Genomic DNA, 14,651 nt, shown 5'->3' on the forward strand with positions numbered 1-14,651 from the left:
ATAACAGTCAAGCCGTTCAGACACAGATGACGCCATTTTTTATATAACAGTTTCGCTTTCACGCACGGACTGTGCCGCCACGATGTTCAGGGCGCGCGGTGCCAACTGGGTGAAATAGTCGACAGCAGGCCGCAACAGTGCCTCATCGGGATTAAAAGCTGGATGATGCAGGCCAAACGCGCTGGCACTGCCGATATTCACAAAGGCGCCCGGTACCTGCTGCAGATAAAAAGCAAAATCTTCCCCGCCCATCAGCGGCGTTGCAGCCTCTTCCGCGCAATAGCCGCTTTGGGCGGCCTGGTCCAGCGCAACCTCTGCCCATTCTGGCGTATTGATCAGGGCAGGCGGCCCTGCTATCCACTCCAGTTCTGCCCGCGCGCCGAAGCCTGCTGCGAGGCCCTGAATCAGCGTGGTCATACGCTCAGGTATCTGCTGACGTAGCGCTGCATTATGGGTGCGGACCGTGCCTTCCAGCTCTACCTGCTGCGGGAGGACATTCCAGGTGTTCCCCGCCGTAAAACGCGTGACGCTCAAAACGACTGTGTCCAGAGCGCTAAACACCCGCGCAGGCAGCGTCTGTAGGGCGGTGACGATGTGGCTTGCAATGACGATAGCGTCAATCCCCTCCTGAGGCCGTGCGGCATGGGCGCCCTTGCCGTGCACCCGAATCGTAAAGCGGTCAACGTTGGCGTAAAACGCGCCTGGCCGGGTTCGCAGCGTGCCCAGCGGCAAATCGGGCGCGTTATGCATGCCGAAGATGGCCTTTACGCCGTTCAGCGCGCCTGCGGCAAGCAGCTGGCTGGCCCCTTCAAACGTCTCTTCTGCGGGCTGAAAAAGAAGCCGCACGCGGCCCGGCAGCGTGGCTTCGCGTTGCTTAAGCTGATGTGCCACGCCGAGCATCACCGCGGTATGAATATCGTGCCCGCAGGCGTGCATTACGCCTGACCGCTGGGATTGCCAGGGTACGTTCACCCCTTCATCGATGGGAAGGGCATCAATGTCGGCGCGAAAGGCGATCAACGGTTCTCCCTGGCCGATTTCCGCCACCACGCCGGTCTTCAACGGCAGGGGCAGCAAACGAATGTCACCCTGCTTTAACCAGCGTGTAATACGTTCCGTGGTGGCAAACTCCTGATGAGAGAGTTCGGGATGCTGGTGCAATTCCCGACGCCACTGCACCAGCTGTTCCGTTAATAATGACGTCATGAGTCTCCTTATTTAAACAGGCCAACGCCTTATCTGAGGCTGCTGACGGGTGATTAAAGATGATTCGGTTGCCAGGGGTAATCGCGTAATAACGTCGGGGCGTTTTCATGGGTAAATAAAACCGGCACACCGGCAGGTTGATTATTATCTCGCGACACATGATGGCGGGGGGATAACGCGCTGTCAGAGGCTGAGCCCGCCCGCGCCGTCTGCGCTTTTACTGCGCTGTGCTGGCAGTCTGAACCCTGTTTACCTGAAAAGAGACGGTGTAATAACATGCTGAATTTTGCCATGCTTTTTTTGCCCTGAGATCGTGAGTTTGATGAATCATCATCAGGCGAGATCTTTCGCGGATAAAATAAGGAATTAATCAAAGCTTAGTTAAAATACGCAAATGGTGATTGAGCGATTTTTTACTCTTCTCCGCGATCATGTTTTACGCGCGGAAATAATAATCTCCTCGGTTGATTACTTTATTATTTAAATTCTATTGCCGTTTTTTAACTTCATATTCTCATATTTATTGTTTTACGAAATATATCCTCATCGCCACACTGGCCCATAACGGAAATGAGTGAGGACAGGTGAATGGCATATCAGTTAAGTCTGTTAGACAAAGCCCCCGTAGCGGAAGGTGAAACACCGGCGGCGTCGCTCCAGCGCACGTTGCAGCTGGCGAAACAGGCTGAAAAATGGGGCTATCACCGCTTTTGGCTGGCTGAACACCACAATATTGAGCAGCTGGCGAGCCCGTCACCTGAGGTGTTGATCGCCTGGCTGGTGGCGCAAACTCAACATATTCGTATCGGCTCTGGCGGGGTGATGCTGCAGCACTACAGCCCCTACAAAGTGGCAGAAAACTTTAATTTACTGGCGTCGCTGGCGCCGGGAAGGATCGATCTGGGCATCGGTAAAGCACCGGGAGGCCTGCCGCTTTCAACTCGGGCACTGCAGCTTGGGGTCCATCAGGACGAAAAGGGCAGTTTTGACGAACAGCTTACGCAACTGGACAGCTGGCTGAAGCCTGAGACAGGACCGCGGGACGAGGACGAAGCCGTGCGCGCGACGCCGTTACCGGCCCGTCCGGCACAGCGTTTTCTGTTAGGCGGGAGCGAAGAGAGTGCACGGCTGGCGGCCCGGCTGGGCTGGCAGTTCGTGTTTGCCGCGCATATCAACGGCGATCGTCAGCTTCTGGCGCGATCTCTGCGGGCCTATTCACAACAGGCTCAGGGCAAACGGGCGCTGGTGGCGGTGCAGGTGGTCGTAGCTGACTCGCCCGCCGAGGCCGAGCTGCTGGTGGCCGATCTCAGGCATTTTCACGTGCAGGTCAAAAACGGGCCAGGCGTGAACGTCGCCAGCCTGGAACAGGCGGAGCGTTATGTTCGTCAGGGCGGCTTTACGGACTACCTGATTGAGCCTCGTACGCCGTCCCTGTTGAAAGGCACCGCTTCACAGGTCCACGCCCAACTGGAGGCCCTGCAGCGCAACTTCAGCATTGACGAGTTTGTTATCGACACGCCGATTGCCGATCCCCGCGCGCGTTACCGATCGCTGGAGCTACTGGCCACCCATCAGTGGGTCGCCGCCTGAGCACGATGTGTTAGCCGAGGTAAACCATGAGTCTGAACGAAGCACAGTTAATTGAATGGCGACGTGAATTACATACCTGGCCTGAACTCTCCGGCCAGGAGTTTGCGACGACCGCGCGGTTACGCCAGTGGCTTCAGAATGCCGGCATTCGCTTGCTGGATTATCCACTGGAAACCGGCGTGGTCGCGGAAATCGGCAGCGGTGAAAACCTGATTGCACTGCGTGCCGATATTGATGCGCTGCCTATCCACGAGGCCAGCGGCGTCAGTTTTCACTCTCGCCAGCCGGGAGTCATGCACGCCTGCGGCCACGATTTACACAGTGCCGTGATGCTTGGGGCGGCGCTCGAACTGCAGGCTCAGCAACATCAGCTTCGTGGACGGGTGCGTATTTTATTTCAGCCAGCCGAAGAGATTGCGTGCGGTGCCAGGCAGTTTATTCAGGCTGGCGTGCTGGATCAGGTACAGGCCATTTTTGGCATGCATAACGAGCCAGGCTTGCCGAGCGGGACCTTCGCCACGCGTGGCGGGGCGTTTTATGCCAATGCCGACAAGTTTGTTATCCACGTGACAGGTAAGGGCGCGCACGCTGCGCATCCCGAGCAGGGCGTTGATGCCATCGTGGTCGCCAGCCAGATCATTCAGGCACTGCAGGCGCTGACCAGTCGCAGCTTTAATGCGCTCGATAGCCTGGTACTCAGTATCACCCGCGTTGACGGCGGCAAGACCTGGAACGTGCTGCCGGAAACGGTGGAGTTTGGCGGTACGGCCCGCACCCACGATCTGCAACTACGGGCGGAACTGGAAAAACGTGTTCGCACGCTGGTGGAGAACATCGCCCTGGCGAATGGCGCTCAGGCCAGTCTGCACTGGCATGCCGGACCGCCCGTACTGGTTAACGACGCGAACTGGGCGCAGTTCAGCAGTGAGGTGGCTCGCCAGGTAGGCTATCAGGTTCAGACTGCCGATCTACACCTGGGTGGGGAAGATTTCGCCTTCTACCTCCAGCAGGTGCCGGGCGCGTTTGTCAGCATTGGCAGCGCCAGCGACTTTGGCCTGCATCATGCCGGTTTCACCCCCGACGAATCTTCGATAGCGCCTGCCGCTCACTATTTTGCGCAACTCGCCCGGCAGGCATTGCACCATCTTCACGACCGATGTCGTGAACCCGCCCTGAATTGATTTCAACCGCCTGAAGTGCCTGTGTGGCTGTCCCGGACAGCTGCCTGGCATCCTGATGCACAAAAGAGAGCACATCATGACCACAAGACAGCTTCGACTGGGTACCATTCTGCATGGCGCCTCTGGAAACATGTCGGCCTGGCGCCACCCGGCAGCCCAGGCAGATGCCAGCATTAACCTTGACTACGCGAAAAAAATCGCGCGTAAAGCGGAGCAGGGCAAACTGGATTTTCTGTTTGTCGCCGACGGCTTATTTATCAACGAAAAATCGATTCCCCACTTTCTGAACCGGTTCGAACCCTTAACGCTGCTGTCGGCTCTGGCTGGCGTCACCGAACATCTGGGGCTGGTAGGCACCGTCTCCACCTCATATAGCGAGCCCTTTACCGTGGCGCGCCAGTTCGCCAGCCTGGATCACCTGAGCGGCGGACGTGCGGGCTGGAACGTGGTCACTTCTCCGCTGGAAGGGTCGGCGAAGAACTTTTCTCGCCAGCAGCACCCGGAACATGCCTTGCGTTACCGTATTGCCGACGAATATCTGCAGGTGGTGAAAGGGCTGTGGGATTCATGGGAACAGGATGCCTTTGTTCGCAATAAAGAGAGTGGTCAGTTTTTCGATCCCGCGAAGCTGCACACGCTTAACCATCATGGCGACTTCTTTCAGGTGCAGGGACCGCTCAATATTTCCCGCACGCCGCAGGGCCGACCGGTCATTTTTCAGGCAGGTGCCTCGGAGGACGGCAAAAAGCTGGCGGCGCGTCATGCCGATGCCATTTTTACGCATCAGCCAACGCGAGAAGAAGCTCAGGCTTTTTACCGGGATGTTAAAGCGCAATTGGTGAAAAACGGCCGTCAGCCACAGGATCTGCATATTTTTCAGGGCGTAAGCGTGATTGTCGGCAGAGATGCAGAGGAGGTGGAGCAGCAATATCAAACCACCGCCGCGCTGGTTTCCATCCAGGATGCGCTCAACTATCTCGGTCGCTTCTTCGACCATCATGATTTTTCACAGTATCCACTCGATGCGCCTTTTCCCGATCTCGGTGAAATCGGCCAGAACAGTTTCCGCAGTACCACCGACGAGATTAAACGCAAAGCCCGCGAGCAGGGGCACACGCTGCGTCAGGCGGCGCTGGAAGCGGCCACGCCACGTCCGCTGTTTCATGGCACACCGGAGCTGGTCGCCGACGGCCTGCAACTGTGGTTTGAAAGCCAGGCGGCAGACGGTTTCATCATCAACGGCGGTACGCCTGATACCTTTGAGCGTTTTGTTGACCAGGTGGTGCCCGTCTTGCAGGCGCGCGGGTTAGCGCGACGTGACTACCCGGGCCGAACGCTGCGTGACAGCTTTGCCTTGCCACAGCCGGTTAATCAATTCACCTCACAATAAGAGCCTTTGCTATGCATAAAACGAGTTTTATCGCCTTGCTGATGCTTAGCGTCAGCGGTGGCAGCCTGGCGGAAAGCACCAGTGTCGCCGTAAATGGCCAGCGCGTCAGTCTTGAGGCCAACAAAGCCCCGATCCACACGCTGAAAAATGCCAGCGCGGTGGCGCAGCTGCCCGCCAACTATCATTTTGCCGTACCGGGCGCGTTGACCGTGGCGGTAGCGGCGCTGAATTCCCCGCCGCTCACTGTTTTTTCGGATGACAATAAAACGCTGCTGGGTAGCGAAGTCGATATCGCCAGGCTGGTGGCCGACAGCCTGGGGCTGAGGCTCAACGTGGTGCCGGCCTCCTGGGAAGACTGGCCGCTCGGCGTGGCCTCGGGAAAATATGATGCCGCCATTACCAACATCACCGTGACGAAGGCGCGCAAAGAGAAGTTTGATTTTGCGACCTACCGTAAAGACTCGCTGGGGTTTTACGTCAAAACCAGCAGCCCAATCCAGTCGCTGACTAAAGCCGAGGATATTGCCGGACTGCGCATCATTGTGGGTTCTGGAACCAATCAGGAGGCGATTTTACTCGCCTGGGATAAAGAAAATCAGGCCAGGGGCCTTAAGCCTTTCACGCCGATTTACACCAAAGATGACGCCGCCCAGACGCTGGCGCTGCAGGCCGGACGAGCGGATGCGTACTTTGGCCCTAACGTGATCGGTGCCTGGAAAGCCGCGCTCAACGGCAAAACCCGCCTGGTCGGCAGCGTTGATGGGGGCTGGCCGAAAGCCGCGCACATTGCCGTCACGGTAAAAAAAGGCAGTGGGTTAGCTGAACCGATCAGCACCGCCCTGAACGGCGTCATTCAAAATGGTGACTATCAGAAGGTGCTGGATCGCTGGGGCGAGGGCGTTGAACGCATCGACCATTCCGAGATTAATCCACCGGGTCTGGGTGACTAAGGAGCGCATGATGAGTGAACTGCAATTCCGCGAGCTGTCACCGGATGCGCCGGAGCTGGTGCCCATCCTGACCGGTTTATTCGGTGAATATGCGGCCCGCTATGGCGATTATTTCAGCCGCCATCAGGAACAGGAGCAGGCCGAATGGTATCTGCCGCCGCACGGCTTATTTATTGTGCTGGAGCGCGACGGCGAGATTATCGCCATGGGCGCGTATAAACCTTACGACGCGCACACGGCAGAGCTGAAGCGCATCTGGACGCGTGGCGACCTGCGCCGTCAGGGGCTGGCGCTGGTGGTGCTAAAAGAGCTGGAGCGACGGGCGCTGCGCGCCGGTTATCAGCGCCTGTTTCTGACCACCGGTTTCCGCCAGCCCGAGGCGGTGCGCTTATATACCGGCCACGGCTATGAGCCGCAGTTCGATCTGAGTGGCGATCTGGAGCGTTTCGGACAGCCACCGCACGATGGACGCTTACGCTTCATCAAAGTCATCGACGTGCACAGCGTTGCGCAGGCAAGTTAAGGAGCGAGCATGCGTCATCAACAACAACTTCATGTGGTGCCTGCCCGCTATCCCGCCCGCACCCTGGGCGCCGTGGTAGCGCTGTTTATCCTGGCGGGCGTGGTGCAGTCGGTAGCGTTTAATCCACGCTGGGAATGGGGCGTGTTTGCCCGCTGGTTCTTTGATCCGGTAATTTTACATGGCCTGGGGCAAACGCTGCTGTTGACCCTGCTGGGCACGGTGTTCAGCCTGCTGTTCGGTGGCGTACTGGCGCTGGCGCGGCTCTCGTCGTCCCGGCTGTTAAGCAGCCTGGCATGGGGATACATCTGGCTGTTTCGATCGCTGCCGCTGATCGTGGTGCTGATCATTCTCTACAACTTCTCCTATCTCTACGACACGCTCTCTCTTGGCGTGCCTTTTACCTCGCTGTCATGGGGCCATTTTCAGACCATCAATGTGCTGGGCCAGTTTCCCGCGGCGGTGATTGGTCTGACGCTGGTACAGGCAGCCTACAGTGCAGAGATCATTCGCGGCGGCTTTCTGGGTGTCGATCATGGTCAGGTGGAAGCGGCTTCCGCCCTCGGGCTGTCCGCGTCGCGTCGCACCTTTCGCATCATTCTGCCTCAGGCGTTACGCACCATTATTCCGACGGCATTTAACGAGATTATCAGCCTCTCGAAGGGCACGGCGATGGTCTATGTGCTGGCGATGCCGGAACTGTTTTACACCATCCAGATGATCTACAACCGCAACCAGGAAGTGATCCCGTTACTGATGGTCGGCGCGGCCTGGTATCTGATTATCACCACCGTCCTGTCAGTGATTCAGCACAGCGTTGAGCGCTGGCTGGCTCGCAGCGTCAGCCGTGAACCCCAACCGTCGCGCTGGCGACAATGGCGCACTCGCGTCGCACCGCTTAATCCTGTTGAGGAGATCGGCCATGTCCGAAGCCATTGATTACCATTTATCCCCTACCACCGGAGCCATCAGCATTACCGGCGTCAGCAAACGTTTCGGCAGGCTCAAGGCGCTGGACAACGTCTCGCTGGATCTGGCACCCGGTTCCGTTACGGTGATTCTGGGGCCATCAGGATCGGGAAAATCGACGCTGCTGCGCACCATTAACCACCTGGAACGCGTGGATGAAGGGTTTATCCAGATTGACGGCGATTACATTGGTTATCAGCGTCGGGGTGACAGGCTATATGAGCTGAAGGAGCGGGCGATTCTGCGTCAGCGCATTAACGTGGGCTATGTCTTTCAGAACTTCAATCTGTTTCCCCATCTTACGGTACTGCAAAATTTAATCGAAGCGCCCATCGCGCACCGTCAGCTCTCGAAGCGTGAAGCGATAATCCGTGCCGGTGAGCTACTGGATATCGTCGGCCTGCGTCATAAGGCCGATGCGTGGCCCCGGCATCTCTCTGGCGGGCAGCAGCAGCGCATTGCCATTGCCCGGGCTTTGATGCTGCAACCCCGGGTGATGCTGTTTGATGAGCCAACCTCGGCGCTGGATCCGGAACTGGTCGGCGAAGTGCTGGACGTGATAAAAAAGCTGGCCCGATCGGGCACCACGCTGGTCATCGTGACACACGAAGTGGGATTTGCCCGCGAGGTAGCTGACAACGTGGTGTTTATGGTGGACGGAAAAATTGTCGAGCAGGGCAGCAGTAGCCAGGTGTTAAACCACCCACGACATGAGAGAACGCGCCGCTTTCTGGCGCGCGTACTCTAAGGGGCCAGAATGAGATATGCCTGTGTGACGCTGTGCGCGCTGCTGGTGAGCGGCGCGGTTTTTGCCGAGGAAAAACCGGATGTCGCCCGAAATGAACAGCCGATTCACGCGCCGGTGAACCCTGAGGCGGTTAAAAAAATTCCGGCGGATTTTCATTTTGTTGAGCCCGGCACGTTAACGGTAGCGACTTCAGCCACTCACTCACCGCCGCTGGCGCTGCTGGCGGCGGATAACGTGACCCGCATTGGCAGCGATCCGGATATTGCCCGCCTGCTGGCGGACAGCCTCGGGCTGAAACTTAAACTGGTACCGGCTTCTTGGGAGGACTGGCCGCTGGGGATCAGTGCCGGGCGCTATGACGTGGCCATGTTTAATATCGCGGTGACCGAAGAGCGGAAAAAGAAGTTTGATTTTGCGACCTATCGGGCCGATAACCACGCCTTTGCCGTCAAGGCGGACAGTCCGATCAGCGCGATAACTTCTCCGCCAGACGTGGCGGGCAAACGCATCATCGTGGCCTCCGGCACCAATCAGGAACGTATTTTACTCAGTTGGGACGCACAGAACCGGGCGAAAGGATTGCCACCGGTCACGCCGATTTACCTGACCGACGATGCCTCGGCCACGCTGTATCTGCTTTCAGGGCGGGCAGATGCGATGTTTGGTCCGCACGCCGTGGCGGCCTGGAAGGTGGCGTCACGCGGCCAGACGAAATTAGTCGGCGAGGGGCCCTACCGCGCCTGGGTAGCGGTGACCACGAAAAAAGGCAATGGCCTGGCCGCGGCGCTGCAAACCGCGCTGGATGGCACTATTGCCGGCGGGCAGTATCGCCAGGTGTTACAACGCTGGGGCGAGCAGGATGAGGCGATTACCCATTCGATGGTTAATCCACCCGGGATTATTTACTGAGTAAAACGAGCCAGCCAGGCGCTTCCGTTAAGGCCCATGAACGTGCACCGACCCGTCAGCTCTGGCGGGTTTTTTTATTTCCTTGCAACAGCCCGCGCAGCAGATCGGGGCGGTGTCATCGGCCCGTCATTTTCTGGCGGTATTGGTCTTCATCTTCGCGCTGACGGCGGCAAAAAAGCGGGCGGTTCAGCGGGCAACGATGGCCGCCGCACCGTTTACAGATTAATCCTACCAGATAAAAAAGACTTAGCGGGTTAAGGAGATATTGTTAACAACTAATTTGGCTTTGGTTAGCGAGTTAGAGTGATTATGTAAATTGTGATGTATAGCGCACATTCCAACCCTGCGACCTTTGTCACACTAAAGAAAAAAAGGAGACATTGTATGACTGCCCAAACTTCCAGTCTGATGTTGCTGATGTCTTTCGCAGCAGGCACATTTTCAGCTGGGGCATCAAATAACCCACAACATTTGATGTTCGCCAGCCCGTCTGCCGGCGTACCAAACAATCCGCTGCCGCTGATTATCTGGCCACGCGTGGTGCCGGAGGACGAAGAGAATATCGCCACCTGGTTCGAGGAAACCTTTGAAAAAAATGGCTGGCCGCCTGACTGGCGCGATCAGTTGTTTCCCTATATGCACTACCATCCTAATACGCATGAGCTTCTTGGCGTCGCTGAAGGCTGGGCGGAAGTGCTGTTTGGGGGCGACAGTGGCCGCATGATTACCCTGCGGGCAGGGGATGCCGTGCTGATCCCTGCGGGTGTCGGGCATCGACAGGTTTCCGCCAGCGAAGATTTCCTGGCGGTAGGTGCCTATCCTGAAGGGCTGAAGCCTGAAATTCTGCGCGATGAAATCGGCCAGCTCAAACTGTCCCAGGAAAAAGTGAAAAAAGTCCCGTTGCCAAAACGGGATCCCTTTACGGGTAAAGCGGGTGCGATGACCGAGATCTGGACCCCGGTTGCCGCCATGATGCACAACCCGTAGCGCGCACAGGGACCGGCTGCCCAAAAGGGATGAAGACGTGGCTGCAGAGGTTTGGCAGCGGCAACCGGCCCCGCTGCCTCCTACTGAGAGGCGGCCAGGAGACGTTAGCGCCTTTATAGCAACCAGTATTAAGATTTTTCATATCCCGGCGCCGCACCGAGCCGGCGAAATATCCTGTCTTATCCTGCTGTTTTTCCTGATGAAAACCTGTTTAGGCGCTCATGTGCCGCTGACCGCGCCAACAAATTTGCCTGCCGACCTGCCGTAATTCATAAAAGTGCAAACAATGCGACTTACTTTCGCTGTATCTCCGGGACAGGCACGAAAGGTTAACTATGTTTTCAGTCGATCAGGTCATTGAACGTTTCTGGCCGAACCAGCGTCCTGCCAACTGGCAGAAACGGATATTGAAGTGGATTCTACGTGAAGATGAATTCCAGCGCTTTGCCGCGCGCTATCCCCACCTGAAAGGGCTGGATATGGTCGAGCAGGTACTGGAACATCTTGACGTCCGTTGCGAACTCAGCGAACGCGATTTGGAGCAGATCCCATCGCACGGACCGGTGGTGATCGTGGCGAACCATCCACTGGGTACCATCGACGGCATGGCGTTACTGCATGCGATATCTCAGGTTCGCCGCGACGTGAAAATCGTGGCGAACCGGCTAATTATGCTGCTGGAACCTCTCAACAGCCTGATGTTACCCGTCGACAATATCGGTAACCGCACCAACCGCCAGCAGCTGCAGCACATGCAACAGCACCTGAGCAATCAGGGCGTCCTGATTATCTTCCCGGCGGGCGAAGTGTCCCGCCTGACCAGCGCCGGCGTGCGCGATCGCGAATGGCATCACAGCTTTCTGCGCCTGGCCGCGAAAGCGCGCGCGCCGCTGGTACCGGTGCATGTCGAAGGTCGAAACAGCTCACTGTTCTATGCCACCGCGAAAGTCGCACCGTCCGTGGCGATGCTGATGCTGGTGCGTGAAATGTTTAAACAACGCGGGATGCGCATCAAACTGCGTATCGGCGCGCAGATCCCCTTCGCGCACTGGCACGATGGCCATACGCCCGGCAAAGAGCTGGCAAAGCGCGTGCGAAAACATGTTTACCGCCTGGGGCAGGGCAAAAAAGGGCTCTTCCAGACAGAATCCGCCATCGCGCTGGCGGAAGATCGTGCCGAACTGAAAAAGGCTCTGCTGCAAAGCGAGTTGCTGGGCAATACGCCTGACGGCAAGAAGATCTATCTGTGGCGGCGTAACGGGGCGACCTGGGTGCCGATACTGCGTGAACTGGGACGGCTGCGTGAGATTGCCTTTCGTGCAGTCGGTGAGGGCAGCGGTCGCCGACGGGATCTCGACAGCTACGATGATGACTACTATCACCTGATTCTGTGGGACGACGCAGAGCTGGAAATCGTGGGGGCTTACCGGTTTATCCCCGGTGGCGAACAGCTGGAACGACGCGGCATGGAAGGCCTCTACAGTCACAGCCTGTTCCATTACGACGAACGCATGATCCCTATTCTTCGTCAGGGCATTGAACTGGGCCGCAGCTTTATTCAGCCCGCCTACTGGGGTAAACGCGGGCTGGACTATCTCTGGCTTGGCATCGGGGCTTACGTGGCCAGATATCCTGAGGTGCGCTATCTGTTCGGACCGGTTTCCATCTCTGGCACTATGCCGCTGGCGGCGCGCGATTTGCTGGTCGCGTTCTATCGGATCTATTTCCCAACGGACTTTCCGCTGGCGACCTCGCGCTGTCCTTATCCGGCCTCTCTGCCTGCCGTACTGGCCCAGTTTAGCGGCAATGATTACAAAGAGGATCTTCAGCGGCTGAAACAGCTGCTCAGTAACCTCGGCGTCGCCATCCCCACGCTCTACAAACAGTATTGCGAAGTCTATGAGCCAGGCGGGGTGCAGTTTATTGATTTCGGCAGCGACCCGGACTTCAACAACTGTATTGATGGGCTGGTTTTGGCGGATTTAACCAAAATCAAGCCATCGCGCTACGAGCGCTACGTGGCGGTCCATCTGCCGAAGTAGCCCGGTGTCACGGTCCTGTCATCAAACTGTCGTAACGTCTTGCACAAAACGTACACGGCAAAGGCGACATCAACATGGCCGCAATTTCACTCTCCGGGCTGAATAAAGCCTTCGCGGCGCAGCCGGTCCTTGAGGCGGTCTCGCTGGAGATCCAGCAGGGTGAGTTTATCGCCGTGCTGGGCCCCTCCGGCTGCGGCAAAACGACCTTACTCAGGTTAATCGCCGGATTTGAAACGCTGGATCGCGGCGAGATCTGGGTGGACGACACGTTGTTTGCCTCCCCGGATTTTCATCTGCCTCCCGAAAACCGCGATCTTGGCGTGGTGTTTCAAAACTACGCGCTGTGGCCGCATATGACGGTGGCTGAAAACGTAGGCTATAGCCTGAAAGTCAGCGGCGTAAACCGTGCCGATCGGGAAGAACGTATCCGGCAGGCCCTGGCGCTGGTCGACCTGCTGGCCTTTGCCGATCGCCGCCCGGCCGATCTGTCCGGCGGTCAGCGTCAACGCGTAGCCCTGGCCCGCTGCCTGGTGGCAAAGCCTCGGCTGGTCCTGCTTGACGAACCTCTGGCTAACCTTGACGTGCATTTGCGTGCCGCCATGGAAGAGGAGTTTCGCCGTTTTCACCGTCACAGCGGGGCCACCTTAATTTATATCACCCACGATCAGCGCGAAGCGATGGCGCTCGCCGATCGCGTTGTGGTGCTGAATGCGGGGCAGGTCATGCAGTTTGCTTCACCACAAACCCTGTGGCGTGAGCCCGCTAATGAGATGGTCGCCACCTTTATTGATGAGGGGCGCGTGCTGCCGGTAAAAGAGATTGAACCGACAGGCCAGGGCCAGGCATCGGTGATGCTGTTTGGTACACGGATGCGGTTGCGCTGTGCCGCGCATCAGACAGCCTTGCCGCAGGGTAAAGCCAGCTTTCATCGGGCCAGTTTTCGCCTGGCGGCTGACGAAACCGGCCATTTCACCGCCAGGGTTGAACGCCTGATTTACCGCGGCGGACATTACGATATCCATCTGTCTCCACAGGCAGAGCCTGAGGTTTCCATCACGCTGGCCCTTGACGATGTCTCTGCTCTCAGGGTTAACGACACCGTAAATATTGCCGTGACTGACGGCTGGATTCTTCCCGCATAAAGGACTTCAGACAGTATGAAAAAACTCATGCTTACCTCGGTTACATCTCTGCTCTTCACGGCTGCGCTGGCAGGCCCCACGCTGGCACAGGCGGCAGATAAGCCTTCCGGCACGCTGGTGGTCTACACCTCGCAGGCACCGGAAATTGCGCAGCAAACTATGGACGCGTTCAAAGCGGCCTATCCCGGTATTCAGGTGGAATGGACGCGCAACGGCACCACGCAGTTAATGAACGTGCTGCACACGGAAATGATGAGCGGCAAGGTGAAGCCCGACGTGCTGTTGGTTGCCGACGCCATCAACCTTGGCGCACTGAAGAAAGAGAAGCAGCTCTATGCGTATCAGGATGCGCCCGTCGATCACCTGAAACCCGCCTTTTATGACCGGGATAAAACCTTTTTTGGCACCAAAATTATCGCCACCGTGATTGCCTACAACACGCAGCGCGCTAAACCCGTTAACAGCTGGAAAGCCCTGCTAAACGCGGACAACAAAGGGCAAATAGCCATGCCCAGTCCGCTTTACTCCGGGGCTGCCTTGTATAAGCTGCACACGGATATCACGACGCCTGACATCGGCTGGAACTTCTATAAACAGCTGGCGGCGCTGGGCATCGCGCCGCAGGGCGGTAACGGACCTGCGTTAAAAGCCGTAGCGAGTGGACTGGATAAATATGGTGTGATTACCGATGCCGACATTATCCGGGCCAAAAAGCAGGGATCGCCCATCGACCTGGTCTATCCCGAAGAGGGCGTGTCTTACGTCACGGAACCCGTCGCCATTATGAAATCGGTGCATAACCTGCCTGCCGCGAAAGCCTTTGTGGATTTTCTGCTGTCAGAGCCGGGACAGAAACTGGTGGTTCAGCAGGGTAACCGGCCGGTCGATGACCGCATTGCCGCGCCTGAAGGCTTTGTTCCGGTAGACCAGATCAAACTGCTGACCCCGGACGTGGAGAAGGCGGTGGCCGATGATGCGCAGGTGCGGGAACAGTTTACCGCGCTGTTCGGTGGCTGA

14 protein-coding genes are annotated in these 14,651 nt (G+C 57.5%); 12 read left to right on the forward strand and 2 right to left on the reverse strand.

Annotated elements, in window-relative coordinates; all coding sequences use genetic code 11:
* Positions 1–39: 39 nt before the first annotated feature.
* Positions 40–1,206, reverse strand: coding sequence for an amidohydrolase (locus tag NXS97_RS16555; RefSeq protein ID WP_013027197.1), 1,167 nt, complete (start codon positions 1,204–1,206; stop codon positions 40–42).
* A 53-nt stretch (positions 1,207–1,259) separates the two neighbouring features.
* Entirely contained in the window at positions 1,260–1,499 is a 240-nt protein-coding gene (locus tag NXS97_RS16560; protein ID WP_022623165.1) for a hypothetical protein, read from the reverse strand.
* Positions 1,500–1,794: 295 nt separating this feature from the next.
* Here NXS97_RS16560 and NXS97_RS16565 point away from each other — a divergent pair, with 295 nt between their 5' ends.
* The 12 genes from NXS97_RS16565 to NXS97_RS16620 all read left to right on the forward strand — a co-directional run bounded on the left by NXS97_RS16565 (position 1,795) and on the right by NXS97_RS16620 (position 14,651).
* A complete protein-coding gene (locus tag NXS97_RS16565; RefSeq protein WP_013027195.1) occupies positions 1,795–2,796 on the forward strand; it encodes an LLM class flavin-dependent oxidoreductase in 1,002 nt (333 codons plus the stop codon).
* A gap of 26 nt (positions 2,797–2,822) precedes the next feature.
* On the forward strand, positions 2,823–3,977 hold the full coding sequence (locus NXS97_RS16570; protein WP_014605053.1) for an amidohydrolase: 1,155 nt from the start codon (positions 2,823–2,825) through the stop codon (positions 3,975–3,977).
* 76 nt (positions 3,978–4,053) lie between these two features.
* Positions 4,054–5,367, forward strand: coding sequence for an LLM class flavin-dependent oxidoreductase (locus NXS97_RS16575; RefSeq protein ID WP_033775233.1), 1,314 nt, complete (start codon positions 4,054–4,056; stop codon positions 5,365–5,367).
* 11 nt (positions 5,368–5,378) lie between these two features.
* Positions 5,379–6,317 (forward strand): ABC transporter substrate-binding protein, encoded by a 939-nt coding sequence (locus tag NXS97_RS16580; RefSeq protein ID WP_116220046.1) that lies wholly within the window; start codon positions 5,379–5,381, stop codon positions 6,315–6,317.
* 10 nt (positions 6,318–6,327) lie between these two features.
* The gene (locus NXS97_RS16585; RefSeq protein WP_014605056.1) at positions 6,328–6,840 is read left to right on the forward strand and encodes a GNAT family N-acetyltransferase; all 513 of its coding nucleotides are present in this window, start codon (positions 6,328–6,330) and stop codon (positions 6,838–6,840) included.
* Positions 6,841–6,849: 9 nt separating this feature from the next.
* Complete coding sequence (locus tag NXS97_RS16590) at positions 6,850–7,776, forward strand: amino acid ABC transporter permease (RefSeq protein ID WP_116220045.1); 927 nt, start codon at positions 6,850–6,852, stop codon at positions 7,774–7,776.
* Entirely contained in the window at positions 7,760–8,554 is a 795-nt protein-coding gene (locus tag NXS97_RS16595) for an amino acid ABC transporter ATP-binding protein (RefSeq protein WP_014605057.1), read from the forward strand. Before NXS97_RS16590 ends, NXS97_RS16595 begins: the two co-directional genes overlap by 17 nt.
* Positions 8,555–8,563: 9 nt before the next feature.
* The gene (locus NXS97_RS16600) at positions 8,564–9,463 is read left to right on the forward strand and encodes an ABC transporter substrate-binding protein (RefSeq protein WP_014594600.1); all 900 of its coding nucleotides are present in this window, start codon (positions 8,564–8,566) and stop codon (positions 9,461–9,463) included.
* A gap of 384 nt (positions 9,464–9,847) precedes the next feature.
* Positions 9,848–10,450, forward strand: a complete 603-nt coding sequence (locus tag NXS97_RS16605) for a cupin domain-containing protein (protein WP_013027187.1) — start codon at positions 9,848–9,850, stop codon at positions 10,448–10,450.
* 335 nt (positions 10,451–10,785) lie between these two features.
* Positions 10,786–12,492, forward strand: coding sequence for a lysophospholipid acyltransferase family protein (locus NXS97_RS16610; RefSeq protein ID WP_013027186.1), 1,707 nt, complete (start codon positions 10,786–10,788; stop codon positions 12,490–12,492).
* A 74-nt stretch (positions 12,493–12,566) separates the two neighbouring features.
* The gene (locus NXS97_RS16615) at positions 12,567–13,634 is read left to right on the forward strand and encodes an ABC transporter ATP-binding protein (RefSeq protein WP_014594597.1); all 1,068 of its coding nucleotides are present in this window, start codon (positions 12,567–12,569) and stop codon (positions 13,632–13,634) included.
* 15 nt (positions 13,635–13,649) lie between these two features.
* Positions 13,650–14,651, forward strand: a complete 1,002-nt coding sequence (locus NXS97_RS16620) for an ABC transporter substrate-binding protein (RefSeq protein ID WP_029570653.1) — start codon at positions 13,650–13,652, stop codon at positions 14,649–14,651.

Source organism: Pantoea sp. B623, from assembly GCF_024814475.1.
Classification (GTDB): Bacteria; Pseudomonadota; Gammaproteobacteria; order Enterobacterales; family Enterobacteriaceae; genus Pantoea; species Pantoea ananatis.